Here is a 24,373-nt window from a genome sequence, read left to right on the forward strand (position 1 = left end):
ACCCGGAGACGGCTCCGCAAAGGGGCGGCGGCGGGGCAGATGCCGGTGCTGACCTCGGCTCTCTTATCGGGCACGAAGATCACCGGATGATGACATCTGAAACCGGCAGCCGCCTTTCTTTCACCGGCGAGCTGCCTTCGTATCGCAAAGACCCGATGCCGGCTACTTCGCCTGCGCCAGAGGGCCGCTTGCGCCAGCAGGCCAACTGTGTGTTGGCCTGGAGCGAATGCAGTGTTCACGTTCCCAAGGATGTCAAAGCGTCATGAAGGAACTATATAGCGGGCCGAAAGACCTCGAGAATCCACAAGAGTCCTGCATGACCCCCATCATTTCCGTTCAGAACCTCACCAAGACCTACGGCAATGGGTTCGAGGCCCTGAAAGGCATCAATCTCGACGTTGAGAAGGGCGAGATCCTGGCGCTGCTCGGGCCGAACGGTGCGGGCAAGACGACGCTGATCTCGATCATCTGCGGCATCGCCAATCCGAGCCGCGGCCGGGTGCTGGTTGCTGGCCACGACGTCGTGAAGGATTTCCGCGCCACCCGCGGGATGATCGGGCTGGTGCCGCAGGAACTGACCACCGATCAGTTCGAGACGGTGTTCAATACGGTGAGCTTTTCGCGTGGACTGCACGGCAAGAAGGCCAATCCTGCCCATATCGAGAAGGTGCTGCGCGCGCTCTCGTTGTGGGACAAGAAGGACAATATGCTGCGCCAGCTCTCCGGCGGCATGAAGCGGCGGGTGCTGATCGCCAAGGCGCTTTCCCATGAGCCGGAAATTCTTTTCCTCGACGAGCCGACCGCCGGCGTCGACGTGACGTTGCGCAAGGACATGTGGCATGTCGTTGAAGAGCTTCGGGCCTCCGGCGTCACCATCATTCTGACTACCCACTATATCGAAGAGGCCGAGGAAATCGCTGACCGTGTCGGCGTCATCAATGGCGGCAAGTTGCTGCTCGTCGAGGACAAGGCGGCGCTGATGGCCAAGCTCGGCCGCAAGCAACTCATCCTCGATCTCACCGAACCGCTCAGCCGCCTGCCGGATTGTTTTGCCGGCAATGGGCTGACGCTGGAAGCAGACGGCAACCGGCTGACTTATGATTTCGACGCTGGCAACGAACAGGAAAGCATCGCGGCCCTGCTGACCCGGCTCGGTGAGAACAATATCCATTTCAAGGATCTCTCGACGCGGCAAAGCTCGCTCGAGGACATCTTCGTGGCGCTGGTGGGAGCGGAAAAATGAACATCGAGGCCGTCAAATCGATCTATTTCTTCGAGATGGCGCGCACGCGCCGCACGCTGCTGCAGAGCGTCATCTCGCCTGTCATCTCGACCTCGCTCTATTTCATCGTCTTCGGCGCCGCTGTGGGATCACGCATTCAGGAGGTGGAGGGCGTGTCCTACGGCGCCTTCATCACACCCGGCCTGATCATGCTGACGCTGCTGGGCCAGTGCATCAGCAACGGCTCCTTCGGCATCTATTTCCCGAAATTCACCGGCACGATCTACGAGGTACTTTCCGCGCCGGTGGCGATGACGGAGATCCTGCTCGGTTATGTCGGGGCGGCGGCGACCAAGGGGATGCTGATCGGCTTCATCATTCTCCTGACTGCCAATCTCTTCGTCGACGTCAGGATCGAGCATCCCTTCATGATGATCCTGTTCTTCCTGCTGACGGCGATTACCTTCAGCCTGTTCGGCTTCATGATCGGCATCTGGGCCGGCAATTTCGAACAGCTGAACCTCATTCCCATGCTGGTCGTGCCGCCGCTGACCTTTCTCGGCGGCAGCTTCTATTCGGTCAGCATGCTGCCGCCCTTCTGGCAGGCGGTCAGCCACCTCAACCCGGTGCTCTATCTCGTCAGCGGCTTCCGCTGGAGTTTTTACGGGATCGCCGATGTCAATCCGGCGATCAGCCTGGCGATGATCACGATGTTTCTGGTGATCTGCCTGGGAACACTCGCCTGGATCTTCAAGACCGGTTACCGGCTGCGCAACTGATCCGGCCCTCAGGAAGTGCCGCAATTTCAACATGAAAGATTGCTCAGCAAGAGGTCATCGGTCATGGGGCAATCTGATGGTCAGCAGCAATGTGCTTGGATGCCTCGCAATCGCATCCATCTATTACATAGCACCGCAGCAAGGCCCATCGCAGGAGGCCGCCCATCCCGTCAAGGTTACCTTTGCTGTGGTGGTCGAGGGAAAGGAGCCTTTCTCTGCCGAGGTGTCATGCCTTCCCGACGACACATGCAGTCTCGCCAAGCATGACGATCTCGGCATTGATCTTGCAATTACAGTGTTTTCGGGCTCAGAGGCGCATGGTGAATTGAGCATCTATTGCTCACCCAATTCTTGTTCCTTCCGGAATTTGCGATCACGGATCGAGTTCTTCGGTCGGCGTGCTACCGTCGATATTTTGTCCGGTGAGGCTGACTCTGGTGTCACGACTCTGCTGGTTGCAAGGCAACGCCCGAGGATCGGTGAAGTCCTCATCTCGTACTGAGCGCATTGCGCCAGTTTTCCGTCAGGCGCTGCTGACGAGAAGGGCGCCCGAGATGATGAGGAGGGTGCCGGCGACGAGCTTCATTATGTCGAGCTCGGAGGCTTCGCCGAGTCGTGCCGCCAGCCACTTCAACCCGGTGCCCTATCTTCAGCGGCTTCCGCTGGAGTTTTTACGGGATCGCCGACGTCAACCCGGCGATCAGCCTGGCGATGATCACGGTGTTACTGGTGATCTGCCTGGGAACGCTCGCCTGGATCTTCAAGACCGACTACCGGCTGCGGAACTGATCAATCACCCGAACACGCGCCATCGGAAAACCCGATGACGCCATCGGTTTCTTCCGTTTTTCTTTCGCTCTGATCCGAGGCATCTGCTGCATCAGCCGAGAAGGAGATGGCAGATGACGGATATCAGGATCGAAGGCGCGAGGATCATTATTGTTGGCGGCAGTTCCGGAATGGGGCTGGCGCTTGCGGCGCGGTTGCTCGGGGAAGGGGCGGCGGTGACGATCGCAGGACGCAGCGAAGGTAAGCTCATGGCGGCTCGCCGCGATCTCGGCGAGCATCCTGGATTGGCGACGGTTGCCGTCGATATATCGCGCGAGGAAGAGGTCGCGGCGCTGTTCCGCAATAGTGGGCCGGTCGATCACATCGTCAGCACGGCGGCCGATATCGAAGGCGCCTATCAGTTGCTGCCTTCGATCGAGCTTGCGGCGGCGCAAAGGGTGGTCGCGAGCAAGTTCTACGGGCCACTGCTGCTGGCGAAATATGGTGCCGCCCATTTGCCGCCGTCAGGATCGATCACCTATACGTCAGGTATCGCGGCCTACCGGCCGGCGGCGCGTGGATCGGTGGTCGCAGCCGTCAATGCGGCGCTCGAAGGCCTGGTCAGGGCGCTGGCGATCGAGCTGGCGCCGATCCGGATCAACGCGGTGTCGCCCGGATGGGTGGATACGCCGATCTGGAGCTTCGTTGCGGGCGAGGCCAAGCAGGCAACGCTTGATGCGATGGCACAGCGCCTGCCGGCCGGACGCGTTGGACGGCCCGATGATATTGCCGATGCGATCCGCTTCCTGATTGGCAACGGCTTCACGACAGGCACTATCCTGCATGTCGAAGGCGGGCATCGGCTGGTCTGAGCGGCGAGAGTTCTTCGCTTGCCGATTGCAGCAGGAGGGTAAGCGCCGGCGGCTGCACGCGCCTGCGCCGCCACATCATCACCAGTGAAGCGGCAGGTGGATTGCCCGGCCATGGCAGTTCGACGACGTCGCCCCGTGTTGCGGCCGGGCCGACCGCAAGGCGCGGCACGAGGCCATAACCGGTGCCGGATGCGACGAGCCGGATGATCGTCGCGATGCTGTCGGCTTCGGTGACGATTGATGGTGCTGCAATCTGCGCTTCGGCAAAGGCAGTGTCGAACAGGTGACGGTAGACGCAGCCGGTTTCGGTGGCGACGAAGGGGGCGGTGCTCAGTGCCGCGAGGCTCACCGGTGGTCGGGCTTGTGAATCGCCGCCGGCAATCAGCACCAGCGGTTCGCTGCAGATGCGGCGCGTCAAGAAGCGCTCATCCTGCTGCCCGCGATCGAAGGTGAAGGCGACGTCGATCGAGCCCTGCTGCAATTGCGCAGGTAATTCGCCGCTGCCGCCGACCTTGAGCTTGAGGCCGACGTCTGGGTTCTTCCCGCGAAAGAGTGACAGCCACGGCGCCAGTCTTTCGGTGGCGATGGTTTCGAGCGTGCCCAAGGTGACGGACTGCTCCGCACTGCCGGCTGCGGCGCTGACGGCGGCCTTTGCTTCGTCGTTCAGCGCCAGTATCTCTTCGGCGTAGGCCTTGAGGACCGAAGCTGCCGCTGTCGGGACGACGCCCTGCCGGGAGCGGAGGAAGAGTTCTGCGCCCAGTTCCTCTTCCAGCGCCTGTATCTGGTCGCTGAGACTTGACTGAGCGAGATTGACCTCGGCAGCGGCGCGTGTGAGATTTTCGTGCCGGATCACCGCAAGGAATGTCTTCAATTGTCGTGGGTTCATGTCGAGCTCCGGTACGGCGCGCAGAGGCGCCTGGACGCAGGATATCAACAAAGCAGAAGGCGCTGCAACGCAGGAGCATGTGGCGGCGCACCAGTTCCCGTCAAGCGCTGCTGACGAGAAGGGCGCCCGAGATGATGAGGAGGGTGCCGGCGACGAGCTTCATTATGTCGAGCTCGGAGGCTTCGCCGAGAAAGACGGCGCCGATTGCCAGTGTCACCAGCACGTTGCAGCTCCAGATTGGGGCGAGTTTCGAGACGGGGACGCCGTAGGTGAAGAGCGTAAAGCTGATGAGGCCGGTACCGACGGCAAAGCAAGCGCCTGATGTGGCGGCAAAGCCAAGGCCCTCGGCGGTCCAGGGGGCAGGGCGCCAGATCAGTGCGGCGATCACGCCGGCGAGCGCGCAGGCAGAGCCGAAGGCGATCAGATAGACGGCGGAGCCGGTGGCGGCGGTCGCACTCTGCTTCTGGAAGATGGCGGTGATGCCCCAGAAAATGGCAGGCAGAATGCCGCCGATGACGATCGGCCAGAGGGAATTCATTGCGAAACTCCTATCGCACCCATGGGTCAAGGCCTCGCATTGGGCAAAGGCCGGTCGAACATGCGGTGCCACCAGACTACAGCGCCGCGCGTCTTTTCAGATGCGCAAAGGACGCTGCAGCACTTTGAATTGTTGCAAAATTCCTTAAATCGATTCCGATTTAAGGGATTATGCGGCAGGAGTTTCTTTTTGGTCTCTGTGGTCTTGTTGTTCTTGCGCTCAAGCTGCCAGATCCGGTCGTCGCCGTAAAGCGGTGGAGCCGCAATTAGTCGCGCATGCGGAGTTCGTCGGTCTGCATCTGCAGCGAGCCCAGCGTTTCCAGGAAGCTCATGCCGAGAAGGCTCTGGTCGAGCCGGCCGTCCTCGGAGACGCTGGCTGCGACATTGTTGCGGACGATCGGGCCGATCGCCACCTGGTCGAGGGTGACGGGTGCTGCGCGGCCGCGGCCGTTGGCTGTCATGACAGTCATGGAATAGGTGAGGCGGGAGAGGTCGATGCCGATCCGTTCGGCATCTTCGCGCGACAGCGCCACCATGCTGGCGCCGGTATCGACGAGCATCTCGATCGTCTGGCCGTTGACCGCGACATCGGCTTGGAAATGGCCGTTCAGCAGCTTGTGCAGGATGATCTCCTGACCGCCCTCGCTTGTGGTGACGACGACGGCGCGGCCGGGAACGAGGCCGGCGAGCAGCCTGTTGCCGACGCCGAGCGCTTCTTGGCGATAGAGGTAGACGGTCACGAGCGCCAGGATGATGACCAGCCAGATCATCATCTGGCGCATCGTTTCGCCGACGCTGCGCCGGCTCGCCCAGATGCCGGCCGACAGCATCAGCGCGATCGGCAGCAGATAGACGACGCGGCCGAAGTCATCGCTCTGCAGGCCAAGGATGCGGCTGCTGTCATTGTTGACGATCAGCACGGCAAGGCCGATGCCGATCACGACGAGGAAGACGGTCAAACGGATCATAAAGGCCGCTCCGACTCACCGGCGAGGCTCGTTTTCATATGGTTCGACAGCGTGGCGGCGCCTGCGAGCCTTGCCGGCAGCAGCGCCATGATCCGTCTTCGCTCGGTGTCGGAATAACTCATCCAACTGCCGATTTCCCGAAGAGTCCGGCCGCATCCGGCGCAAAATCCGGTGGCGGGTTCCAGCGAGCAGACGTGAATGCAGGGTGTTTGCATGGAGGATATATCGGAGTTTCAAAGGGCCGTGGCAAGGGCGCAAAGAGTGGCGATCTCGCAAATTTGCTGCGTGGCGCCCAGCGTATCGCCGGTGTGGCCGGCGAGCTTGCGGCGGATGAAGGCGGTGAAGGCAAACCCTGCGATGCCGGTGGCGAGCAGGCTTGCGACCAGCGGCCGCAGGCCGAATGCCGGCCAGATCAGAAGCGCTGCGACGAGGCCGGCTGAGGCGAGCGCAAACTGCATCGCCGCCTCGTCCGGTTGGCCGGTCGAGGCGGCTACGCCGTCGGCCTTTGCCGGTGCCAACCGCTGCCAGTGCCAGGCAATGGCGCCACGGCTGAGAGCCGCGACGGCGGGAATGGCGAGGGCTGCAGCCAGCGGCGCGGAATGGCGGGCGATGGCGGCAAGTGCGGCTGCGCGGATCGCGAAGGAGAGGATCAGGGCTATCGCGCCATAGGTGCCGATCCGGCTGTCCTTCATGATGAGCAGGCTCTGTTCGCGGCTCTTGCCGCCGCCGATGCCGTCGGCCGTATCGGCCAGACCGTCCTCGTGCAGCGCGCCGGTGACGAGGACCTGGACGGAAAGCGCGATCAGGGCTGCCATCAGCGGATCGGCGCGCAGCCCCAAAAGGAGGAAGAGGGCGAGTGCGGGGATGAAGCCGATGACGATGCCGGCAAAGGGAAAGGAGCGCACCAGCGGGCCGAGCATGCCGTCATAGCCCTTGAACAGCGATTGCCGCATGGGAATGCGGCTGAGGAAGGCGACGGCGCGGGCGGTATCGACCGCATAGTCCTTGATCTTCATTCTGTTTCGTTCTGCCGGAGGTCTCGGCTTATGGTCGCGGCTGCGCTTTTGGAGTTGTTCGCCTCGTCCGCCCGCTTTAAGAGAGTTGCCATCCGCAAAGAAGCTGATTTGCGGGGAAAAAACAAGAATACCCGGATTTATAGGAAAACCGCACAGATGAGCGTTTCAGGCCTGCCGTTCGACGATTTCCGTACCCTGCTCCGCGACCTGCCGGGGCCGGACGCCCGCGCGCTGGTGGCCGCGCGCGAACGTGACGCGCAGCTGACCAAGCCGCCGGGTGCGCTCGGACGGCTCGAGGAGATCGCCTTCTGGCTTGCCGCCTGGACGGGCCGCACGCCTGCCGTCAACCGGCCGCTGGTGGCGATCTTTGCCGGCAATCACGGCGTCACCAGACAAGGTATCACGCCCTTTCCGCCAACGGTGACGCAACAGATGGTCGAGAATTTTGCAGCCGGCGGTGCTGCAATCAACCAGATCTGTGTCGCCTATGATCTCGGATTGAAAGTCTTCGATCTGGCGCTCGATTATCCCACCGGCGACATCACCGAGGAGGCAGCACTTTCCGAGCGCGATTGCGCCGCGACCATGGCCTTCGGCATGGAGGCGATCGCCGGCGGCACCGACCTGCTCTGCATCGGCGAGATGGGCATCGGCAATACGACGATTGCGGCGGCGATCAACTATGCGCTTTACGGCGGTTCGGCGCGCGACTGGGTGGGACCCGGCACCGGTTCGGAAGGCGAGATGCTGGAGCGCAAGATCGCGGCAGTGGAAAAGGCGGTGGCGCTGCATGGCGACCATCTCGACGATCCGCTGGAGATCATGCGCCGGCTCGGCGGCCGCGAGATCGCTGCGATGGCCGGCGCCATTCTTGCGGCCCGCATGGAGCGCATTCCGGTGCTGATCGACGGTTATGTCGCGACCGCCGCGGCGGCGATCCTGAAGGCCGCCAATCCGTCCGCGCTCGATCATTGCCTGATCGGCCATGTCTCCGGCGAGCCCGGACATCTTCGCGCAATCGAGATGCTCGGCAAGACGCCGCTTCTGGCGCTTGGCATGCGGCTCGGCGAAGGCACCGGTGCCGCACTTGCCGCCGGTATCGTCAAGGCGGCCGCCGCCTGTCATTCCGGCATGGCGACCTTCGCCCAGGCGGGTGTGTCGAATAAGCATTAAGGCCGCAGTGGGCGCCGTCGATCCGCGCGCGTTCGCTTGCGCCGCCCAAATGGATTCGGTATTTGCGTATTCGCTCATTGATGGGGAGGCTCCCCGGTTTGATGCAACAGGAAGAGGAAGGGCATCTTGATGAAGCCTGCGGTGACGAAAGAGACCGGACTTCGGCATTTCATCGCCGCCGCCAGCTATTCCTGGGCGGGTTTCCTGCGGGTGCTGAAAGAGGCAGCCTTCCGCCAGGAACTCGGTTTCTTCGTCGTTTCGATCGCGGCGCTGGCGCTCGTCGGTGCTAGTATCGGCGAGATCGTCGTCGCCGTGCTTCTGTTTCTCGGGCTCTTTTCGATGGAGGCGATGAATACCGCTGTCGAAGAGGTGATCGACCGGATTTCGCCGGAGATTTCGATCGTTGGCAAACATGCCAAGGATCTCGGCTCCTTCGCGGTGACCTGCATGATCGCCGCCTGCTGCCTCTATCTCGGCTTCGTCCTCGGCAAGCAGCTGTTCTTTAGCTGAATCAGGCAAAACTCTTGCGCTTGCGCGCAACGGCGTGAGCCTCTTCGACGGCCGGCAGGCTCTGGAGCACGCGCTTGGCAGGCAGGATGGCGATGACTTCGGTGCCCTCGCGCAGTTTCGATTTCAGCAGGAACTGCCCATCATGTTTGGCAAGGATCGCCTGGACGATCGGCAGGCCGAGGCCGGTACCCTGTTCGGCGCTCTTGATGGCGATCGAGCCCTGGCCAAAGGCCGACAGGACGACGGGAATCTCTTCTTCCGGAATGCCGGGGCCGTTGTCCTTGATCGAGATGTACTGGCCGCCGCCAGCTGTCCAGCCGACCTTAACGTGGATCTCGCCGCCCTGCGGCGTGAACTTGACCGCATTGGAGAGAAGGTTGAGCACCACCTGGCGCATCGACTTCTCGTCGGCCCAGATGGCCGGCAGCTGCCGCTCGAACTGGTCCGAAATGGCAATGTTCTTGGCGCGGGCGCGCAGCTGGACCATGCCGATGCAATCTTCGGTGATATCGAGAAGCGAAATCGCCTCCTCGCTCAGCTCGTATTTGCCGGCCTCGATGCGCGACAGGTCGAGGATCTCGTTGATGAGATCGAGCAGATGCTGGCCGGAGCGGTGGATATCGCCGGCATATTCCTTGTAGGTCGGATTGGCGAGCGGCCCCATGACTTCTGCCGACATCACCTCGGAAAAGCCGAGGATGGCGTTGAGCGGGGTTCGAAGTTCGTGCGACATGGAGGCAAGGAAACGGGACTTGGCGAGGTTTGCCTCTTCGGCGCGGCGGCGAGCCTCGTCCGACATCGATTTCGCCACTTCCAGCTCAGCGATCAGGTCGTCCTTCTCCGACTGGTAGGAAAGGATCCTGAGGTTCGACTTGAAGAGCCGGTCGCTGATATAATTGAAGAAGACAAGGGTGGTGGTGAAGGCCACCGTCAGGCTGATTTCGAGCAGGTCGCGCGACAGGCCGCTCTTGGCGGCGAGCGCCAGGACGGCCGGCGAGAAGGCGGCGAGCACGGCGGGCGTCAGCATGAAGTTCGACATCGCCGTGACGGAGAGCGCGATCAGTAGCGTCGCGCCCTTATAAAGAATGAAACTCGATGGCTCGCAGGTGTCGCAGCCCTGCAGCGCGAAGACGGCCCAGCAGCAGCCGAGCAGGAACTGGCCGGAGAGCAGCAGGCGGCGCCATTTGCGGGCGCTCTCGGAGGTAATTTCCTGCCGGCGGGCGCGGCGGGCCAGCAGGATATTGCCGGCATGACAGATGAGCGTCAGCAGCGCCCAGAAGAGCAATTGGGTGTTCTGGGTGAAATAGACGCCAAGCGCGGTGATGATGACGACGAAGAGCGGCATGATCGTCGCGCTCTGCAGCACCGATGCCACATACATGTTGAGCACGTCACGATCGAAGGAGGAATTTGACGCATGACCGGACTGAAGACGTTCGCGCGTCTGCCGCACGGCCTTGGAAACGGCCTTGTTGCGGTGGCTGCGCGACCTGTCGACGATGATCTTGTCGGTCGATGTGCTTACGCCGGTACTCATGTGCACGTTGAAACTTCATCCCAGGGTGGATAAGAGCTTAACCGGCAATTCTTAAGAAGATGTTTGCCATCTTTGCCAAGGATTTGTTTTTTAAGGAGGCGAAAGCGTGACACGGGGCCTGCGCCTGATTCGCGACGGCGTGACTGCTTTTGCCCTGCTGGCGCTCGTGGCGCTGATCGCCGCCAAATTCAACGATGCAGCAAAAATCAATCATGCCGGCGTCTTTCATGCTGCCGACGGCGACAGTCTGGCATTGGGAGACGAACGGTTGCGCCTCGAAGGCATCGATGCACCGGAGCTCAACCAGAGCTGCGAGCGGGCGGGGAAGGCCTGGGCCTGCGGGCGCGCGGCGCGCGCGGCGCTGCAGGAGATGGTGCTCACATCGGGAACGCTTTGTCAGGGCAGCCGGCGTGACCGCTACGACAGGCTGCTCGTCGTCTGCCGGAGCGGGGCGGGCGGCGACATCAATGCCGCCATGGTGCGCCGGGGCATGGCCATCTCCTATGGCGATTATGGCAAGGAGGAGGCCGAGGCGAAGGCTGAGAAGACCGGTCTCTGGGCCGGAACTTTCGAGCGGCCGCGCGATGTGCGCGATCATGCGCGCCAGAGTTCCGGCTTCGATGGCGCCCTGCGCTTCATCGGGCAGATCGTCGGGTGGGAGTAAAACCATGAGCGACGAAGCCATGCTGGAGACGCTACGGCGGGAGATCGCCTGCTGTCGCATCTGTCGCGACGCACCGGGAAAAGGCCTCGAATACCGGCTGCCGCACGAGCCGCGGCCGGTGGCGGTGATCTCATCGAGCGCGCGCATCCTGATCGCCGGGCAGGCGCCCGGGCTTCGGGTGCATGAGAGCGGCCTGCCGTTCGACGATGCATCGGGCGACCGGCTGCGATCATGGCTCGGCGTTGACAGGGCAAGCTTCTATGACCGCGACCGATTCGCCATCGTGCCGATGGGCTTCTGCTTTCCCGGCTATGATGACAAGGGCGCGGATCTGCCGCCGCGACGTGAATGCGCACCGTTCTGGCGGCAAAGAGTGATCTCGGCCATGCCGCAGATCGAACTGGTGCTGGTCATCGGCCAATATGCGCAGGCCTGGCATATGGCCGGTGAAAGGCGGGACAATATGACCGAGACGGTGCGGGCATGGCGTGACTGTTTTCTGTCCAACCGATCGCCGGCGGTGCTGCCGCTGCCGCACCCGAGCTGGCGCAACAGCGGCTGGCTGAAGCGCAATCCCTGGTTCGAGGAAGAATTGCTCCCGGTCTTGCAGGAACGGACGAAAATGCTGCTTTCCTGAAACAAAATTCTTTTAGTTGCACGGAATCGAGTTATACAAAGAAAATAATTCGAAAGGACTGTTGTGCGCATGGACCGCCTCGACCGAAAAATACTGCGTCTTCTGCAAGAAGATTCGACGCTTGCCGTTGCCGATCTCGCCAAGAAAGTGGGGCTTTCGACGACGCCATGCTGGCGGCGCATCCAGAAAATGGAAGAAGACGGCGTCATCAAGCGCCGAGTCGCCATCCTTGATCCGGAGAAGGTCAACACCAAGGTCACCGTCTTCGTGTCGATTCGCACCGCCACCCATTCGATTGAATGGCTGCGCCGCTTTTCCGAGGTGGTCGCCGAATTCCCCGAAGTGGTCGAATTCTACCGGATGAGCGGCGATGTCGATTATCTCCTGCGAGTCGTCGTGCCTGATATTGCCGCCTATGACGCTTTTTATAAGCGGATGATCGCCAAGATTGAGATTCGCGACGTTTCCTCCGCCTTTGCGATGGAGCAGATCAAGTATTCGACGCAGCTGCCGCTCGACTACATGATTCTCGACAATGCCAAATCCAACGAGGATTGAGGTCAAGCGTGCGGTCATGACCGCACGCGATAATGCCAAATCCGAAGACTGGGACCACGCGTGAGTCTGACCGGGGATATACCTATTGGGTGTGTTCTGGCCGCAAGCGGGAACGCCGGTTCCGCAAAACCAAGTTTTGGCCAGTGCGGTCGGCGATTGCAAAAAAAAGGCCTCAAAAATAGCAAAAAAACGCTCAAATCGACCCAAATTCCTGGAAAAGTGAATAGCCTGGTAAGGATTCCGGGGTTATGGTTGATGAAACCACGGGGCGATATGTCATAATTTCGTCTCATTGGTATCGAATTCAGAACACCATGTTCTAAACCGCTGCCTTGTTTGTGCTTGTTAGCCGGCGGTAGAGTTTATGCGCTTCACCAGTATGTTCGACGGGGGTCGAGCGGTGGAGAATTTGACAGATGGGGTGTAGCGTTTTGCGGCTTGCGATGGAGGATTTCCGTCGCGGAGCCGTTTGTCGTGTTTTTCGCCTAAATATTTGAAGTTGTTGTATAAAAATCACGTCACCGGGGAAAGTTGCTCGAAGGAGCCCACCTGGCGTGTATCGAGAATTGCTTGATAGGTCCTTGTATGTGATGACGGTTTGGCGGTTCGATCGATCCGCACGCCGAGATGGCTGTTCAAACTGGGCCGGCTTCAAATCGACTACCCGATCTGAAGCCAGCCCCGATCGACAAAGGAATGGATTGGTAAATGAACATCAGAATGGTTTTGCTTGCATCAGCAGCAGCATTTGCTGCATCGACGCCGGTTCTTGCAGCTGACGCTATTGTTGCTGCTGAGCCGGAACCGGTTGAATATGTTCGCGTCTGCGACGCTTACGGCACCGGCTACTTCTACATCCCGGGCACCGAAACCTGCCTCAAGATCGAAGGCTACATCCGTTTCCAGGTTAACGTTGGCGAAGATGTCGGCGGCGATTCGGACTGGGATGCTGTCACCCGCGGTCAGGTTCAGTTCACGGCCAAGAGCGACACCGAGTATGGTCCGCTGACCGGCGTCATCGTCATGCAGTTCAATGCTGACAACGCCACCGATCAGGACGCCATTCTCGACTCCGCTTACCTCGACGTCGCGGGCTTCCGCGCCGGTCTGTTCTACAGCTGGTGGGACGATGGTCTCTCCGGCGAAACCGACGACATCGGCTCGGTTGTAACGCTGCACAACTCCATCCGTTATCAGTATGAAAGCGGCACCTTCTACGCTGGCCTCAGCGTCGACGAACTGGAAGACGGCGTCTACAAGGCCGACGAAGAAGCCAACAACGTTGGCGTTGCCTTCGGCGTTGGTGGCACTGCCGGTGCGTTCAGCTACCAGATCACCGGTGGCTATGACGTCGACAACGAAGACGGTGCTGTCCGTGCAATGGGCACGGTTGACATCGGTCCCGGTACGCTCGGCCTCGCCGGCGTATACTCTTCCGGCCCGAACTCCTACTACTCTTCGGCTGAATGGGCTGTTGCTGCCGAATACGCAATCAAGGCAACTGACAAGCTGAAGATCACGCCGGCCGTTCAGTACTACGGCAACTACTTCGGCGGCGACAAGGCCGTTCCGGATGACTTCGACGGTCTCGGCGATGCCTGGAAGGTCGGTCTGACGGTTGATTACCAGATCGTCGACAACTTCTACGCCAAGGCTTCGGTTCAGTACCTCGATCCGGATGATGGTGACGACTCCACGACGGGCTACTTCCGTCTGCAGCGTTCGTTCTAATCCACTTAGTGGATGCTCCCGGTCTTCGGACCGGGAGCACTTAAATCAGTTTCTGATCCGAGTGACCTCCGATCAGCTACGGGGACGGGTCCGGTCTTCCCTGCCGGACCGTCCTTGCAGCGTTTTTGAAGCGCCGTCTTCAATGCCGTTTTTCAGAATCGCCTTTTGAGGTGAACCCAACAGGTACGTTGCGTATCGCACGTCGGCATCTGCCAGCCTCGCCTCTCGAGGCACTCCGTTTTTCAATCTTTCAAACGAGCTGGATCCACCGATAGAATTATCGTGCGGACGGCTGTTGGTCTGTCTGCCTATGCGGCGTCGGCTGGCTTTGCCGCAATAGGTCGCGAAAAGAAAATCCAATGCCGACAATGTGATCACAGCTTTTTGGGAGAGAGGATACAACCCTTGCTGGGGGCCGGCATTCATTCCTACTCTCGGATAGCTTGTTCTTATGGACGATCTCAACGACTACTATTATTTCGCCGCTGTCGTCTCCAGCGGCGGTTTCGCTTCTGCAAGTCGCGATCTAAAAATACCACGTTCGAAGCTCAGCAGGCGGGTCAGCCGGCTTGAGGAAGGGCTTGGCGCAAGGCTCATAGAACGCTCGACTCGCCACTTCCGGGTGACTGAGATCGGCCAGGCTTTCTACGAAAGATGCCAGACCATCCTGCAGGAGGCCGATCGCGCCAAATCGATCGTCAGCGAGGCTCAGTCCGACCCGCAAGGTGTGGTGCGTATGGGCTGCCCGCTCGGTCTCGTCGACATATCGGTCGGGGGGATTCTGCCCGAATTCCTGGAACGTTATCCGAAGATCAAGCTGCAGATCATCGGCTCCGAGCGGCGCGCCGATCTCATCAACGAACGGATCGACCTCGAGGTGAGGGCGACCAACGAGCCGGAGACGCAGACGAGCCTGACGATGCGTAAGCTCGACCGTATCAGGCGTATCCTGGTCGCAAGTCCGTCGCTCGTCGAACGTACCGGCAACTTGCATTGTGTGGACGAACTCGCGGACCTGCCGACGCTGGCGATGACGTCATGGGTGTCGTTCCACACCTGGGAACTGGTCGGTCCGAATGACGCCAAGCAGGTGATTCGGCATCAGCCGCGGCTCACCTGCCGCAGTATGACCGCCATCCTCGACGCAGCCCGTGCCGGCCTCGGCTTCGGGCTTTTGCTCGAAAGTGCCTGCGAGGCCGATCTCCAGGCCGGCAAGCTGGTGCGGGTGCTGCCGGAATGGCAGTCGGAGGAGAGCCAGTTCTACATCGTCTTCACGACAGCGAAGGGCATGCCGCCGGCGGTGCGGGTCCTGATCGATTTCCTGGTCGAAAAATCCAGGCAGCATTGATTTAGAGCCTTTCCGGGTTAGATTGAAGCATTCTGCCGGAGCAGGTTTTCGTCAGGGCAAAGGCGATTGGCCACGGGCATACCCCAGGGTACGTCCGAGCCGATCGCCTTTGTCCTGGCGGAAAGATGCCCGGCCCTTCGGGTTGGCTGAAACGGGCCGGCTGATCGACCGGCCGGCTTGGCCGTAGAGCTTGGCTACGACGCGCGCCGGCCGGCCAACCATCCGACTCCGTTTGAGCCAACAGAATGCTTCAATCTAACCCGGAAAGGCTCTAGTTATTCGAGCCGGCATCCCGCCTTATCTCAACCGTGCCAAGAGCTTTTCGCCGGCCAGTTCCCTGGCGGCATCCTTGCCGATCCAGCGGGCGGTTTTATCAGGGCTTTCCGCCAGGATCTTTGCAAGTGCCAGCGCCGGTGCATGGCAGGCGAGATTGCGCTTGCCGATGCTGCGCAGCGCCCAATTCACCGCCTTGCGAATGAAGTTTCGCGGGTCGCAGGCATGGGCCGCGATCAGCGGCATCCAGGCAAGGAGGGTCGCGTCGGACTCCGTTTTCCGATGGACGGCGGCACCGGCAATCATGGCGAAGGCGGTGCGCCTGATAAATTCACGCTCGTCGGCGGCGAAGTCTGAGATGAGTTCATCCAGCCGGGCTTCAACGAAGAGATCGGCGGCGCAATCGACGATCTCCCAGGAGTTGAAATCAGCGGCCCAATTTCGGGCTTCTTCAGACGTCAACCGCTTCGGCTCGGCTGTGTAGAGGGCAAGCAGGCGGGCTTCGCGGATATCGCTTCGCCAGAGCTGCATTGCCCTGAGGTGATCCTTCTTCGCCAGTCTGGCGACCGCCCTGATATCGGGATTGGAGATACCGAGGGCGTGATCGGTAACGATGCCGAAGCGCGCCATGGCGGCGACATTCTCCTCCGAACGCAGGGTTTCGAGATGCGCGATCAGTTCGGCCGCATCGGAGGAGGGGTCGATCATTTTTCGAGGCGGGCAAGCAGCGAGGATGTGTCCCAGCGATTGCCGCCCATTGCCTGCACGTCGCCGTAGAACTGGTCGACGACGGCGGTGACCGGTAGCTTGGCGCCATTGCGGCGGGCTTCGGTGAGCACGATGCCGAGATCCTTGCGCATCCAGTCGACCGCAAAGCCGAAGTCATATTTGCCTGCGTTCATGGTCTTGTGGCGGTTTTCCATCTGCCAGGAACCGGCCGCACCCTTGGAAATCACCTCGACGACCTTTTCAATATCCAGGCCGGCGCGCTTGCCGAAATGCAGCGCTTCGGCAAGTCCCTGGACGAGGCCGGCGATGCAGATCTGGTTGACCATCTTGGTCAGCTGGCCCGAGCCTGCCGGCCCCATCAGGCCAACCATGCGGGCATAGGCGTCGATGACAGGCCTGGCGCGTTCGAAGACGGCCTCGTCGCCGCCGCACATGACGGTCAGGACACCGTTTTCGGCGCCGGCCTGGCCGCCGGAGACGGGCGCATCGATGAAATCGACACCTTTTTCCTTTGCCGCGGCATGAAGTTCGCGGGCGATCTCAGCGCTGGCGGTGGTGTTGTCGATCAGCACCGAACCCGGCTTCATGCCGTGCAGGGCGCCGTTTTCACCCAATGTCACCGAGCGGAGATCTTCGTCATTGCCGACGCAGACGAAGACGAAATCGGCTCCAGTGGCTGCCTTGGCCGGAGTGGGAGCGGCGTGGCCCGAAAATTTCTCGGCCCAGGCGGCGGCTTTTGCCGGCGTGCGGTTATAGACGGTGACATCGTGGCCGCCTTTCGTCTTCAGATGGCCCGCCATGGGAAACCCCATGACGCCGAGACCGATGAACGCGACTTTTGCCATATGTCCTATCCTTTTCCTGAAGTGCAGGCCCGAGGATTAACCGAAACGGCGGGAGCAGAAAAGCCCGTGAAGACGGACTTCCCTCCGATTGGCGCATATGAGGCTGGCCGCCGTTCGGCCGAGCCCTAGATTAGCGACAGGGCATTATGTTTCCGGGAGGTGACATGAGCGAAATTCCGACGATCAAGCCGCGGCGCAAAGGCCGCAGCGGAATGCAGGCGATGCTTATTCCATCGCAGCAGATGGTCGCAGAGCAAATTCGATCGGCACCGGAAGGTGTCCTCACCGACGTCGGCCTTCTCCGTCGCCGTCTCGCTGCTCAATACGGGGCAGACGCCTGTTGCCCGGTGACCATGCAGCGGCATTTGCGTGCGATCGCCGAGCTATCCTTCGGGGCACTGGAGAAGGGCGAGCCGGTGTCGACGGTTACGCCCTATTGGCGCATGGTCGATCCCGCAAGTCTGCTTGCGAAGCGTCTCACAGGTGGCCCCACCTTCATCTGGGAGCGGCTGGCCGCGGAAGGTCGGGAGTGAGCCGGGATGGTAGGCAGCATATGGCGCGCGAAAAAAAATCCGCTCAAGGGCGATTTCCGAGCTGCAAAATTTCAGCAAAGGCGGAAACTTGCAAATAAAATTGTCGATATAAATTATAGATTTCATCATCATGGAATTCACCACTGACGGGGTCGACCAGCCGAAAGACAGGCCCGACACCATAAAAAAAGGGGAAAGTCATGATTTCACGTCGACAAACGCTCGGGCTTTTCGCAGCAGCTGCGGCCACGGCAATCCTGCCGGCTGTCAGGCCGGCACGCGCTGCCGCCAGCGAGTTCCGTATCGGCTGGCAGAAGAACGGCGTGCTGGCGCTCGCCAAGCGTCGCAGAGCACTTGAAAAGCGGCTTGCCGATCACGGCATTACCGTCAGCTGGTCGGAATTCACCTCCGGCCCGCCGCTTCTCGAAGCGTTAGGCGCAGGCGCTCTCGATTTCGGCGCGACCGGCGATGTACCGCCGCTCTTTGCCCAGGCGGCCGGCGGGCAGCTCTATTATGTCGGTCTCTACAAGGGTTGCCCGGCAGCCTCGGCCATCCTCGTGCGCAAGGATTCGTCGATCAAGACACTTGAAGACCTCAAGGGAAAAAAGGTCGCTTTCAAGCGCGGCTCCAGCGCGCATAATGTAACGGTCAAGGTTCTGCGCAAGGCAGGCCTGAAGCCCGAAGATGTCGAGCAGCTCGACCTTTCGCCGCCGGATGCTGCCGCCGCTTTCAAGAATGGCAGTATCGACGCCTGGTCGATCTGGGATCCATATCTGGCGATTGCCGAAGCTGATCCGGAGACTCGTATCATCACGACCGCTGAAGGCATCGTCGACTCCTACAGTTTCTTCCTCGCCAATCGCGATTTTACCGATGCTAATGGGCAAGTGATCGTCGACGTGATCGATGAGCTTGCCAAGGTCGGTAAGTCGGCACAGAGCAATCTCGACGAAACGGTGAAGGAGCTTTCCGAAATTACCGGTGTGCCGGCTGACGTGACGCGCGTGACATTGACACGCAAGGGCGCCGATCTCGGCAGCGTCTCGACCATCACCGATGCCGCCGCCGCCTATCAGCAAGCACTCGCAGACGAGTTCTACGGGCTCGGCATCCTGCCGAAGAAGCTCGTGACCGGCGATATCGTCTGGCGTCCCAAGGCGAGCTGATTTTCCGGCCGAGCCAAGATTTCCGCGAGGCGGCATGGAGAGGGCCTCCATGCCGCTGAACCGGAAAAATATTCTCCAAAACGGATTAGAATAGCAAATTGATATTGTCGATCTAATTGATAGTCTATGTCACTATCCTCGCGATCGAGCGGACACCGAAAGGCATCTGCCTGCTGCCATCCGATCGACAGGGATATTTCAGATGCTCGCGCATAGACAGACAGCCGGCCTTCTTGCCGCCCCGCCCACTACGATCCTCCCAAGCATCTGTGCGGCGGCGGCGCTACGCAAGGCAGACAGAGAGCTATCTCGACCACGCGAGTTGATTTTCGAATTCCGCAGCTAAAGGACCGTCTTCCAATGACCACCTCCCATACAGGCACATCCGAGCCCATCAATTTCCTCTGGTTCATCCCGACATCGGGCGACGGCACCTATCTCGGCTCCTCTGATCTCAACCGCGCGCCCGAGATCGGCTATCTCACGCAGATCGCTCAGGCCGTCGACCGGCTCGGCTATTCCGGCGTGCTGCTGCCGACCGGGGTTGCCTGCGAAGAATCCTTCGTGACGGCGGCAGCCCTTGCCGCCAAAACCGAGAAGCTGCAGTTCCTGGTGGCGATCCGTCCCGGCACCGCATCGCCTGCCTATTACGCGCGTCTTGCGACGACGCTCGACCGCATCTCCAACGGCCGCCTGCTGCTCAACATCGTCGTCGGCGGTAGCCCGGCGGAGCTAGCCGGCGATGGCATCCATCTCGAGCATGACGAGCGCTATGCCCATGCCGAAGAGTTCTTCACCATCTTCGAGGAATTGCTGGAAAAGGGAACGGCAAGCTTCGACGGCAAATACATCAAGGCGACCAATGCGCGCCTCGGCTTTCCCTCGGTGCAGAACCCGCGCCCGCCGCTCTATTTCGGCGGCTCGTCGGATGCCGGCATCGATTTCTCCGTCGGCCGTGTCGACAAGTACCTGACCTGGGGCGAGCCGCCGGCACAGGTTGCCGAGAAGGTCACCAAGGTGCGCAAGGCTGCCGGCGAACGCGGCCGCGAGGTGAGCTTCGGCATTCGTCTGCACTTCATCGTGCGCGAAACCGATGATGAAGCATGGGAGGCGGCCGAGCGACTGATCCGCCATCTCGACGACGATACGATCCGCGAGGCGCAGGAGCGCTTCGTCCACGAGTCCGACTCGGTCGGCCAGAAGCGAATGGCTGCCCTTCATGGCGGGCGCCGCGACAAGCTCGAAGTCTCGCCGAACCTCTGGGCCGGCGTCGGCTTGGTGCGCGCCGGTGCGGGCACGGCGCTTGTGGGATCGCCGAAGACGGTGGCCGCGCGCCTTCGCGAATATCAGGAGATCGGCATCGATACGGTTATCGGCTCCGGCTATCCGCATCTCGAAGAGGCCTATCGCGTCGCCGAGTTGCTTTTCCCCGAACTCGGCATCACCCGCGAGCAGCAGCGTCTGGGCTTCAACAACGAGTTCGGCCGCAAGCAGGTCTTCGCAGGCGGCAGCCATGGCGGCAATCTGAAAGTCGTCTCCGGTTCCTGATCTCGAACGAAGACGTAGAGCTTGACACCGCCGCAAGCCGCTTACGGCTTGCGGCATCCTGCTCCCGATAAGCGCGAGGACAATGCATGTCGACTTTCGATACTCCGTTCGTACGGTCGGTCGCTTCCGAAAAGGCCGGGAAGGCGGGTTTGCGCCTGCCGCTGCCCGGCCTGGACAAGCTAACCCCCTATCTGGTGCCGGTGGCGATCGTGGCGTTGTGGCAGCTTGCCTCCTCGGCCGGCTGGATCTCATCGCGCATCATGCCGTCGCCGGCCGATGTCGGCCTTGCCTTCTGGTCGACGACGGTTTCCGGCCAGTTGCCGAATGACGTGCTGGTGAGCGCCGGCCGCGCCTTTGCCGGCCTTCTCGTCGGCGGTTCGATCGGCTTCCTGCTCGGCATTGCCAATGGCGTATCGCGCATTTCCGAGCAGTTGACCGATACGACGCTGCAGATGCTGCGCACCATTCCGCATCTGGCGATGATCCCGCTTGTCATCCTGTGGTTCGGAATCGGCGAGGAATCGAAGCTGTTTCTCACCTCGCTCGGCGTGCTCTTCCCCGTTTATCTCAACACCTATCACGGGGTGCGCAATGTCGATCGCGACCTGATCGAAATGGGCAAGGTCTATGGCATGGGCAACTGGACGCTCTTCCGCAAGGTGATTTTTCCAGGCGCGCTGCCGTCGATCTTCGTCGGTCTCAGATATGCGCTCGGCATCATGTGGCTGACGCTGATCGTATCGGAATCGATCGCCGCATCGTCAGGCATCGGCCACATGGCCAACAATGCCCGCGAATTCATGATGACTGACGTCGTCGTGCTCGCCCTTGTCATCTATGCCGTGCTCGGCAAGCTTGCCGATGTCATCGCCCGGGTTCTGGAGAGGCGGCTGCTCGCCTGGAACTCGGTCTATCAGAAATAGGAGAGACGCCATGACATCGATCGCGCATGAGCGTTTTCACGCCGTCGCCGAAGAGCCAGCTTATGCGCGTGAAAACGCGCCCGCGGTAGGCCATAGTGCGCCCGCGGCGATCAGCCTGACGGGACTTGAAAAGAGTTTTGGGGCCAACCGCGTACTGCGCGGCATCAACCTGCATATTCCGGCCGGCCAGTTCGTTGCCGTGATTGGCAAGAGCGGCTGTGGAAAGAGCACCCTGCTGCGCATCCTGATGGGCCTTGACGAGCCGAGTGCCGGCGAATTGCATTTCGAGGATGCCGGCGGCGCGCAGGCGAGTCCGAACGCGCGCATCGTCTTTCAGGAGCCGCGGCTGCTGCCCTGGCTTAGTGTTGCCGACAATGTGGTTGTTGGGCTGGGTGACGGCATCGACAGGCGGGCGGCGCTGAAGGCGACCGACGCCGTGCTTGCCGAAGTCCAGCTTGGCGAAAAGACCGGGGAATGGCCGGCGCGGCTTTCCGGCGGGCAACGGCAGCGCGTGGCGCTGGCGCGGGCGTTGGTCAGCCGGCCGGGCGTGCTGGCACTCGACGAACCGCTCGGCGCACTCGATGCGCTGACGCGGATCAGCATGCAGGAACTCATCAACCGTGTCTGGCGCGAACTCGGCTTCACCGCAGTGCTCGTCACCCATGATGTCAGCGAGGCGGTGCATCTCGCCGACCGGGTCATCGTGCTCGACGAGGGGCGGATCGCACTCGATCTTCCCATTCCCTATCCGCGTCCGCGCCGGCACGGCCATCCCGGCCTCGCCGAGCTGGAAGGCCGGCTGCTTGCCGCGATTCTCGGCACCGACGGCGGCCATTGATCCCAAGGCTATTCGCAACGCTAAATGACCTCGGCACAGGCGAGGCGTGTCCGCGCGAGCATACATGACCAATGGCGAAAATGCATAGCCTCTTGGGTATGTGAAGTTCACCCTACCTCTGCCACGCGCGCTGCCATGCGCACCAAATTCAGCAATACTATTTTCCTCAAGTTGTTTTACGTTCAGCTTGACTCATTCATATCTCCATGGCTATACGTTAATCCATAGTCAACGAGGTATGGATTGTAGATGTCGGACACCCAGGACGTGCTCTTCAGAACGCTCGCCGATCCGACCCGGCGGGCTCTTTTCGAACGGCTGTGCCGCGAAGGAGAAAAGACGGTCGGGGCTCTGACGGCTCGGGCCGGGGTCTCGCAACCAGTCGTCTCGAAACATCTTGGAATCCTGAAGCAGGCCGGATTGGTGCGCGACCGCCATGAAGGGCGGCAGACGCATTATAGCGCCCAGCTCGGCGCGCTGTCGCCGCTGGTCGACTGGACAAGCGAGATGGCTGGCTTTTGGCAAAACCGGTTCGACCAGCTGGAAGATCTATTGAAAAGGATGGACCAATGACCGAAATTTCAAACGAAACCCGTTCCGTCATCGTCGAACGAGAGATCCCTTTTCCGCCGGAAAAGATCTGGCGCGCGCTCACGCAGCCGCATCTGATTGCGGACTGGCTGATGAAAAACGACTTCGTGCCGATCGTGGATCAGCGTTTCAAGCTGAGCGCGGATTGGGGCTCGGTCGACTGCCAGGTCCTGGAAGTCGAGCCGAATAAAACCCTGTCTTACACCTGGGCTGCCTATGATCTCGAAAGTGTCGTCACCTGGACTCTCACGCCCACGGGCGCGGGCACGCAGTTACGCATGGAGCAGTCGGGCTTCCGGCCGGATCAGCGGCAGGCCTACGGGGGCGCCAAAAGCGGTTGGCCGCAGTTCTTCGCAAATCTCGAGCAGGTGCTGACGCGGATCGAGTGAGGCCGCGGCCAAAACGGATCACACCATCCGCTTCGCTTGTTTTCGCAGGAGGTTCCCTTGAATTGGAATAACTGGCTTCGGCAGATCCACCGTTGGCTGTCCATTGCCTTTACGCTGGCCGTCATAATTAATATCATCGCAATGGTGCAGGAGAAATCGTCCGTCTGGGTGGGCCTCACGGCGCTGCTGCCGCTGACCTTGCTGCTGCTCACCGGTCTCTACCTGTTCGCGCTGCCATATGCCACCCGGTGGCGCGGCGCGGGACGCAGCGGAGGGTAGGAGTGAAGGCAATGTCCGGGAAGACATCCAAGGCCGTGGCAAAGGTCACGAAGAAGACAGCCGCCAAGCCTGATACCGCGGAGCCGACCCTTCTCTCGGGCGGCAACCCTCAGATCGCCAAGGGTTACGGCGACGCTCCCGTGCAAGCCTACATCGCCGCCATGCCGGGCTGGAAAAGCGACGTCGGGCGCCGTCTCGACGCGCTCATCACCCGTTCCGTTCCCGACGTACACAAGGCAGTCAAATGGAACTCGCCCCTTTATGGCATGGAAGGGCAGGGCTGGTTTCTCGGTGTCCATTGCTTCGCAAAATACATCAAGGTTGCTTTCTTCCGCGGCACGTCGCTCAGTCCCGTTCCGCCCGGCGAGTCCAAACAAAAGGAAGTGCGTTACTTCCACATTCATGAGGAAGACCGACTCGACGAGGCCCAGCTCGCCGCCTGGGTGGAACAGGCAAGCCAATTGCCCGGCGAACGAATGTGAGCGGACGCGTAGATTTAAGCGTTAGAGCGTCCTTTGTTCGTTCGAAAAGACGCACGGCGCTTAGGCCATCAGCATTTAAGGGATGAAGGGGAGATATCGATGAATAAAGCCACGGCAACCCTGAAGAAGAGCGGCTCCAGCGAAGAGAAGGACGGAGACTCTCCTTCTCGTTTGATCGATGCGAGAATCGAGGAGTTGAGCGATTGGCGCGGCGAGATGCTCGCTCGGGTCCGAACTATCATCAAGCAGGCCGTGCCCGACGTGGTCGAGGAATGGAAGTGGAGAGGCGTTCCGGTGTGGGAGCACGCCGGGATCATCTGCACCGGCGAGACCTACAAGAGCGTGGTGAAACTGACCTTCGCCCAGGGCGCCTCGCTGGAGGACCCTTCAAGCCTCTTCAACTCCAGCCTTGACGGCAATACCAGGCGCGCCATCGATTTCCACGAAGGCGATGAGGTTGACGAGGAGGCGTTGAAGGCGCTCATTCGCGGTGCTGTCACACTCAACACTTCAAAGCGGGCCGCGGCTCGTCCTGCCGGCTCGCGGAAGAAAGCAAGCAACGCTTGAGGCT

Annotated in this window: 30 protein-coding genes and 1 pseudogene; 22 read left to right on the plus strand and 9 right to left on the minus strand. The window is 60.9% G+C overall.

Annotated features, from left to right (window positions below):
• Nucleotides 1-316: 316 nt before the first annotated feature.
• The 5 genes and pseudogenes from ACM5SV_RS25210 to ACM5SV_RS25230 all read left to right on the plus strand — a co-directional run bounded on the left by ACM5SV_RS25210 (nucleotide 317) and on the right by ACM5SV_RS25230 (nucleotide 3,641).
• Entirely contained in the window at nucleotides 317-1,243 is a 927-nt protein-coding gene (locus tag ACM5SV_RS25210; protein WP_017994342.1) for an ABC transporter ATP-binding protein, read from the plus strand.
• On the plus strand, nucleotides 1,240-2,001 hold the full coding sequence (locus tag ACM5SV_RS25215; RefSeq protein ID WP_012757797.1) for an ABC transporter permease: 762 nt from the start codon (nucleotides 1,240-1,242) through the stop codon (nucleotides 1,999-2,001). Before ACM5SV_RS25210 ends, ACM5SV_RS25215 begins: the two co-directional genes overlap by 4 nt.
• Nucleotides 2,002-2,077: 76 nt before the next feature.
• Nucleotides 2,078-2,503, plus strand: a complete 426-nt coding sequence (locus ACM5SV_RS25220) for a hypothetical protein (protein WP_222014926.1) — start codon at nucleotides 2,078-2,080, stop codon at nucleotides 2,501-2,503.
• Nucleotides 2,504-2,615: 112 nt separating this feature from the next.
• A pseudogene (locus ACM5SV_RS25225) lies at nucleotides 2,616-2,790 on the plus strand (sugar ABC transporter permease); the annotation flags it as partial.
• A 113-nt stretch (nucleotides 2,791-2,903) separates the two neighbouring features.
• Nucleotides 2,904-3,641 carry an SDR family oxidoreductase gene (locus ACM5SV_RS25230; RefSeq protein WP_222014925.1) on the plus strand — a complete coding sequence of 246 codons (738 nt, stop codon included), beginning with the start codon at nucleotides 2,904-2,906 and terminating at the stop codon, nucleotides 3,639-3,641.
• On the opposite strand, the gene ACM5SV_RS25235 is transcribed toward ACM5SV_RS25230, so the two are convergent.
• The 5 genes from ACM5SV_RS25235 to ACM5SV_RS25255 all read right to left on the minus strand — a co-directional run bounded on the left by ACM5SV_RS25235 (nucleotide 3,604) and on the right by ACM5SV_RS25255 (nucleotide 7,048).
• On the minus strand, nucleotides 3,604-4,527 hold the full coding sequence (locus ACM5SV_RS25235; RefSeq protein WP_222014924.1) for a LysR family transcriptional regulator: 924 nt from the start codon (nucleotides 4,525-4,527) through the stop codon (nucleotides 3,604-3,606). The genes ACM5SV_RS25230 and ACM5SV_RS25235 overlap by 38 nt on opposite strands.
• 100 nt (nucleotides 4,528-4,627) lie before the next feature.
• Nucleotides 4,628-5,065: an EamA family transporter gene (locus tag ACM5SV_RS25240; RefSeq protein ID WP_113545812.1), complete on the minus strand. Its 438-nt coding sequence runs from the start codon at nucleotides 5,063-5,065 to the stop codon at nucleotides 4,628-4,630.
• Nucleotides 5,066-5,330: 265 nt separating this feature from the next.
• A complete protein-coding gene (locus ACM5SV_RS25245) occupies nucleotides 5,331-6,032 on the minus strand; it encodes a TIGR02281 family clan AA aspartic protease (protein ID WP_138329175.1) in 702 nt (233 codons plus the stop codon).
• Nucleotides 6,029-6,247, minus strand: coding sequence for a DUF1289 domain-containing protein (locus ACM5SV_RS25250; protein WP_113545810.1), 219 nt, complete (start codon nucleotides 6,245-6,247; stop codon nucleotides 6,029-6,031). Before ACM5SV_RS25250 ends, ACM5SV_RS25245 begins: the two co-directional genes overlap by 4 nt.
• An 18-nt stretch (nucleotides 6,248-6,265) precedes the next feature.
• Nucleotides 6,266-7,048 carry an adenosylcobinamide-GDP ribazoletransferase gene (locus ACM5SV_RS25255; RefSeq protein ID WP_113545809.1) on the minus strand — a complete coding sequence of 261 codons (783 nt, stop codon included), beginning with the start codon at nucleotides 7,046-7,048 and terminating at the stop codon, nucleotides 6,266-6,268.
• A gap of 156 nt (nucleotides 7,049-7,204) precedes the next feature.
• Here ACM5SV_RS25255 and cobT point away from each other — a divergent pair, with 156 nt between their 5' ends.
• Nucleotides 7,205-8,221 carry a nicotinate-nucleotide--dimethylbenzimidazole phosphoribosyltransferase gene (gene cobT, locus ACM5SV_RS25260; protein WP_017994336.1) on the plus strand — a complete coding sequence of 339 codons (1,017 nt, stop codon included), beginning with the start codon at nucleotides 7,205-7,207 and terminating at the stop codon, nucleotides 8,219-8,221.
• A gap of 126 nt (nucleotides 8,222-8,347) precedes the next feature.
• Nucleotides 8,348-8,731, plus strand: a complete 384-nt coding sequence (locus ACM5SV_RS25265; protein WP_222014923.1) for a diacylglycerol kinase — start codon at nucleotides 8,348-8,350, stop codon at nucleotides 8,729-8,731.
• 1 nt (nucleotide 8,732) lies between these two features.
• Here ACM5SV_RS25265 and ACM5SV_RS25270 read toward each other — a convergent pair whose 3' ends face one another.
• Complete coding sequence (locus ACM5SV_RS25270; RefSeq protein ID WP_222014922.1) at nucleotides 8,733-10,268, minus strand: sensor histidine kinase; 1,536 nt, start codon at nucleotides 10,266-10,268, stop codon at nucleotides 8,733-8,735.
• 106 nt (nucleotides 10,269-10,374) lie between these two features.
• Here ACM5SV_RS25270 and ACM5SV_RS25275 point away from each other — a divergent pair, with 106 nt between their 5' ends.
• The 4 genes from ACM5SV_RS25275 (at nucleotide 10,375) to ACM5SV_RS25290 (ending at nucleotide 13,858) form a co-directional block, all read left to right on the plus strand.
• A complete protein-coding gene (locus ACM5SV_RS25275; RefSeq protein WP_222014921.1) occupies nucleotides 10,375-10,932 on the plus strand; it encodes a thermonuclease family protein in 558 nt (185 codons plus the stop codon).
• A 4-nt stretch (nucleotides 10,933-10,936) separates the two neighbouring features.
• Nucleotides 10,937-11,569, plus strand: a complete 633-nt coding sequence (locus ACM5SV_RS25280) for a uracil-DNA glycosylase family protein (RefSeq protein WP_222014919.1) — start codon at nucleotides 10,937-10,939, stop codon at nucleotides 11,567-11,569.
• Between the two features lie 69 nt (nucleotides 11,570-11,638).
• A complete protein-coding gene (locus ACM5SV_RS25285; protein ID WP_003540387.1) occupies nucleotides 11,639-12,127 on the plus strand; it encodes an Lrp/AsnC family transcriptional regulator in 489 nt (162 codons plus the stop codon).
• Nucleotides 12,128-12,835: 708 nt separating this feature from the next.
• Nucleotides 12,836-13,858: a porin gene (locus tag ACM5SV_RS25290; RefSeq protein ID WP_012757785.1), complete on the plus strand. Its 1,023-nt coding sequence runs from the start codon at nucleotides 12,836-12,838 to the stop codon at nucleotides 13,856-13,858.
• Nucleotides 13,859-13,930: 72 nt separating this feature from the next.
• On the opposite strand, the gene ACM5SV_RS25295 is transcribed toward ACM5SV_RS25290, so the two are convergent.
• A complete protein-coding gene (locus ACM5SV_RS25295; protein ID WP_128408013.1) occupies nucleotides 13,931-14,284 on the minus strand; it encodes a hypothetical protein in 354 nt (117 codons plus the stop codon).
• Nucleotides 14,285-14,309: 25 nt separating this feature from the next.
• Here ACM5SV_RS25295 and ACM5SV_RS25300 point away from each other — a divergent pair, with 25 nt between their 5' ends.
• The gene (locus tag ACM5SV_RS25300; protein WP_017994334.1) at nucleotides 14,310-15,206 is read left to right on the plus strand and encodes a LysR substrate-binding domain-containing protein; all 897 of its coding nucleotides are present in this window, start codon (nucleotides 14,310-14,312) and stop codon (nucleotides 15,204-15,206) included.
• Nucleotides 15,207-15,503: 297 nt separating this feature from the next.
• Here ACM5SV_RS25300 and ACM5SV_RS25305 read toward each other — a convergent pair whose 3' ends face one another.
• Both ACM5SV_RS25305 and ACM5SV_RS25310 read right to left on the minus strand, forming a co-directional pair.
• The gene (locus tag ACM5SV_RS25305) at nucleotides 15,504-16,187 is read right to left on the minus strand and encodes a DNA alkylation repair protein (protein ID WP_222014918.1); all 684 of its coding nucleotides are present in this window, start codon (nucleotides 16,185-16,187) and stop codon (nucleotides 15,504-15,506) included.
• Nucleotides 16,184-17,053, minus strand: a complete 870-nt coding sequence (locus tag ACM5SV_RS25310) for an NAD(P)-dependent oxidoreductase (RefSeq protein WP_012757782.1) — start codon at nucleotides 17,051-17,053, stop codon at nucleotides 16,184-16,186. The genes ACM5SV_RS25305 and ACM5SV_RS25310 overlap by 4 nt, the downstream gene beginning before the upstream one ends.
• Before the next feature lie 164 nt (nucleotides 17,054-17,217).
• On the opposite strand from ACM5SV_RS25310, the gene ACM5SV_RS25315 reads away from it, so the two are divergent.
• The 10 genes from ACM5SV_RS25315 to ACM5SV_RS25360 all read left to right on the plus strand — a co-directional run bounded on the left by ACM5SV_RS25315 (nucleotide 17,218) and on the right by ACM5SV_RS25360 (nucleotide 24,369).
• Entirely contained in the window at nucleotides 17,218-17,586 is a 369-nt protein-coding gene (locus ACM5SV_RS25315; RefSeq protein ID WP_419425441.1) for a hypothetical protein, read from the plus strand.
• Nucleotides 17,587-17,786: 200 nt separating this feature from the next.
• The gene (locus ACM5SV_RS25320) at nucleotides 17,787-18,752 is read left to right on the plus strand and encodes an aliphatic sulfonate ABC transporter substrate-binding protein (RefSeq protein ID WP_222014909.1); all 966 of its coding nucleotides are present in this window, start codon (nucleotides 17,787-17,789) and stop codon (nucleotides 18,750-18,752) included.
• 360 nt (nucleotides 18,753-19,112) lie between these two features.
• The gene (gene ssuD / locus ACM5SV_RS25325; protein WP_128438411.1) at nucleotides 19,113-20,300 is read left to right on the plus strand and encodes an FMNH2-dependent alkanesulfonate monooxygenase; all 1,188 of its coding nucleotides are present in this window, start codon (nucleotides 19,113-19,115) and stop codon (nucleotides 20,298-20,300) included.
• 86 nt (nucleotides 20,301-20,386) lie between these two features.
• Entirely contained in the window at nucleotides 20,387-21,223 is an 837-nt protein-coding gene (locus ACM5SV_RS25330; protein ID WP_419425442.1) for an ABC transporter permease subunit, read from the plus strand.
• A gap of 10 nt (nucleotides 21,224-21,233) precedes the next feature.
• Complete coding sequence (locus tag ACM5SV_RS25335; RefSeq protein WP_128438413.1) at nucleotides 21,234-22,061, plus strand: ATP-binding cassette domain-containing protein; 828 nt, start codon at nucleotides 21,234-21,236, stop codon at nucleotides 22,059-22,061.
• A 249-nt stretch (nucleotides 22,062-22,310) separates the two neighbouring features.
• Entirely contained in the window at nucleotides 22,311-22,634 is a 324-nt protein-coding gene (locus tag ACM5SV_RS25340; protein WP_128438414.1) for an ArsR/SmtB family transcription factor, read from the plus strand.
• Nucleotides 22,631-23,041, plus strand: coding sequence for an SRPBCC family protein (locus ACM5SV_RS25345; RefSeq protein ID WP_012757776.1), 411 nt, complete (start codon nucleotides 22,631-22,633; stop codon nucleotides 23,039-23,041). The genes ACM5SV_RS25340 and ACM5SV_RS25345 overlap by 4 nt, the downstream gene beginning before the upstream one ends.
• 57 nt (nucleotides 23,042-23,098) lie before the next feature.
• Nucleotides 23,099-23,320: a hypothetical protein gene (locus ACM5SV_RS25350; RefSeq protein ID WP_128438415.1), complete on the plus strand. Its 222-nt coding sequence runs from the start codon at nucleotides 23,099-23,101 to the stop codon at nucleotides 23,318-23,320.
• Nucleotides 23,321-23,331: 11 nt separating this feature from the next.
• A complete protein-coding gene (locus ACM5SV_RS25355) occupies nucleotides 23,332-23,802 on the plus strand; it encodes a DUF1801 domain-containing protein (RefSeq protein ID WP_222014907.1) in 471 nt (156 codons plus the stop codon).
• A 99-nt stretch (nucleotides 23,803-23,901) separates the two neighbouring features.
• Nucleotides 23,902-24,369, plus strand: a complete 468-nt coding sequence (locus tag ACM5SV_RS25360) for a DUF1801 domain-containing protein (protein WP_113548315.1) — start codon at nucleotides 23,902-23,904, stop codon at nucleotides 24,367-24,369.
• Nucleotides 24,370-24,373 lie beyond the last annotated feature (4 nt).

Source organism: Rhizobium sp. CRRU65, from assembly GCF_048551595.1.
GTDB classification, from domain to species: Bacteria; Pseudomonadota; Alphaproteobacteria; order Rhizobiales; family Rhizobiaceae; genus Rhizobium; species Rhizobium leguminosarum_J.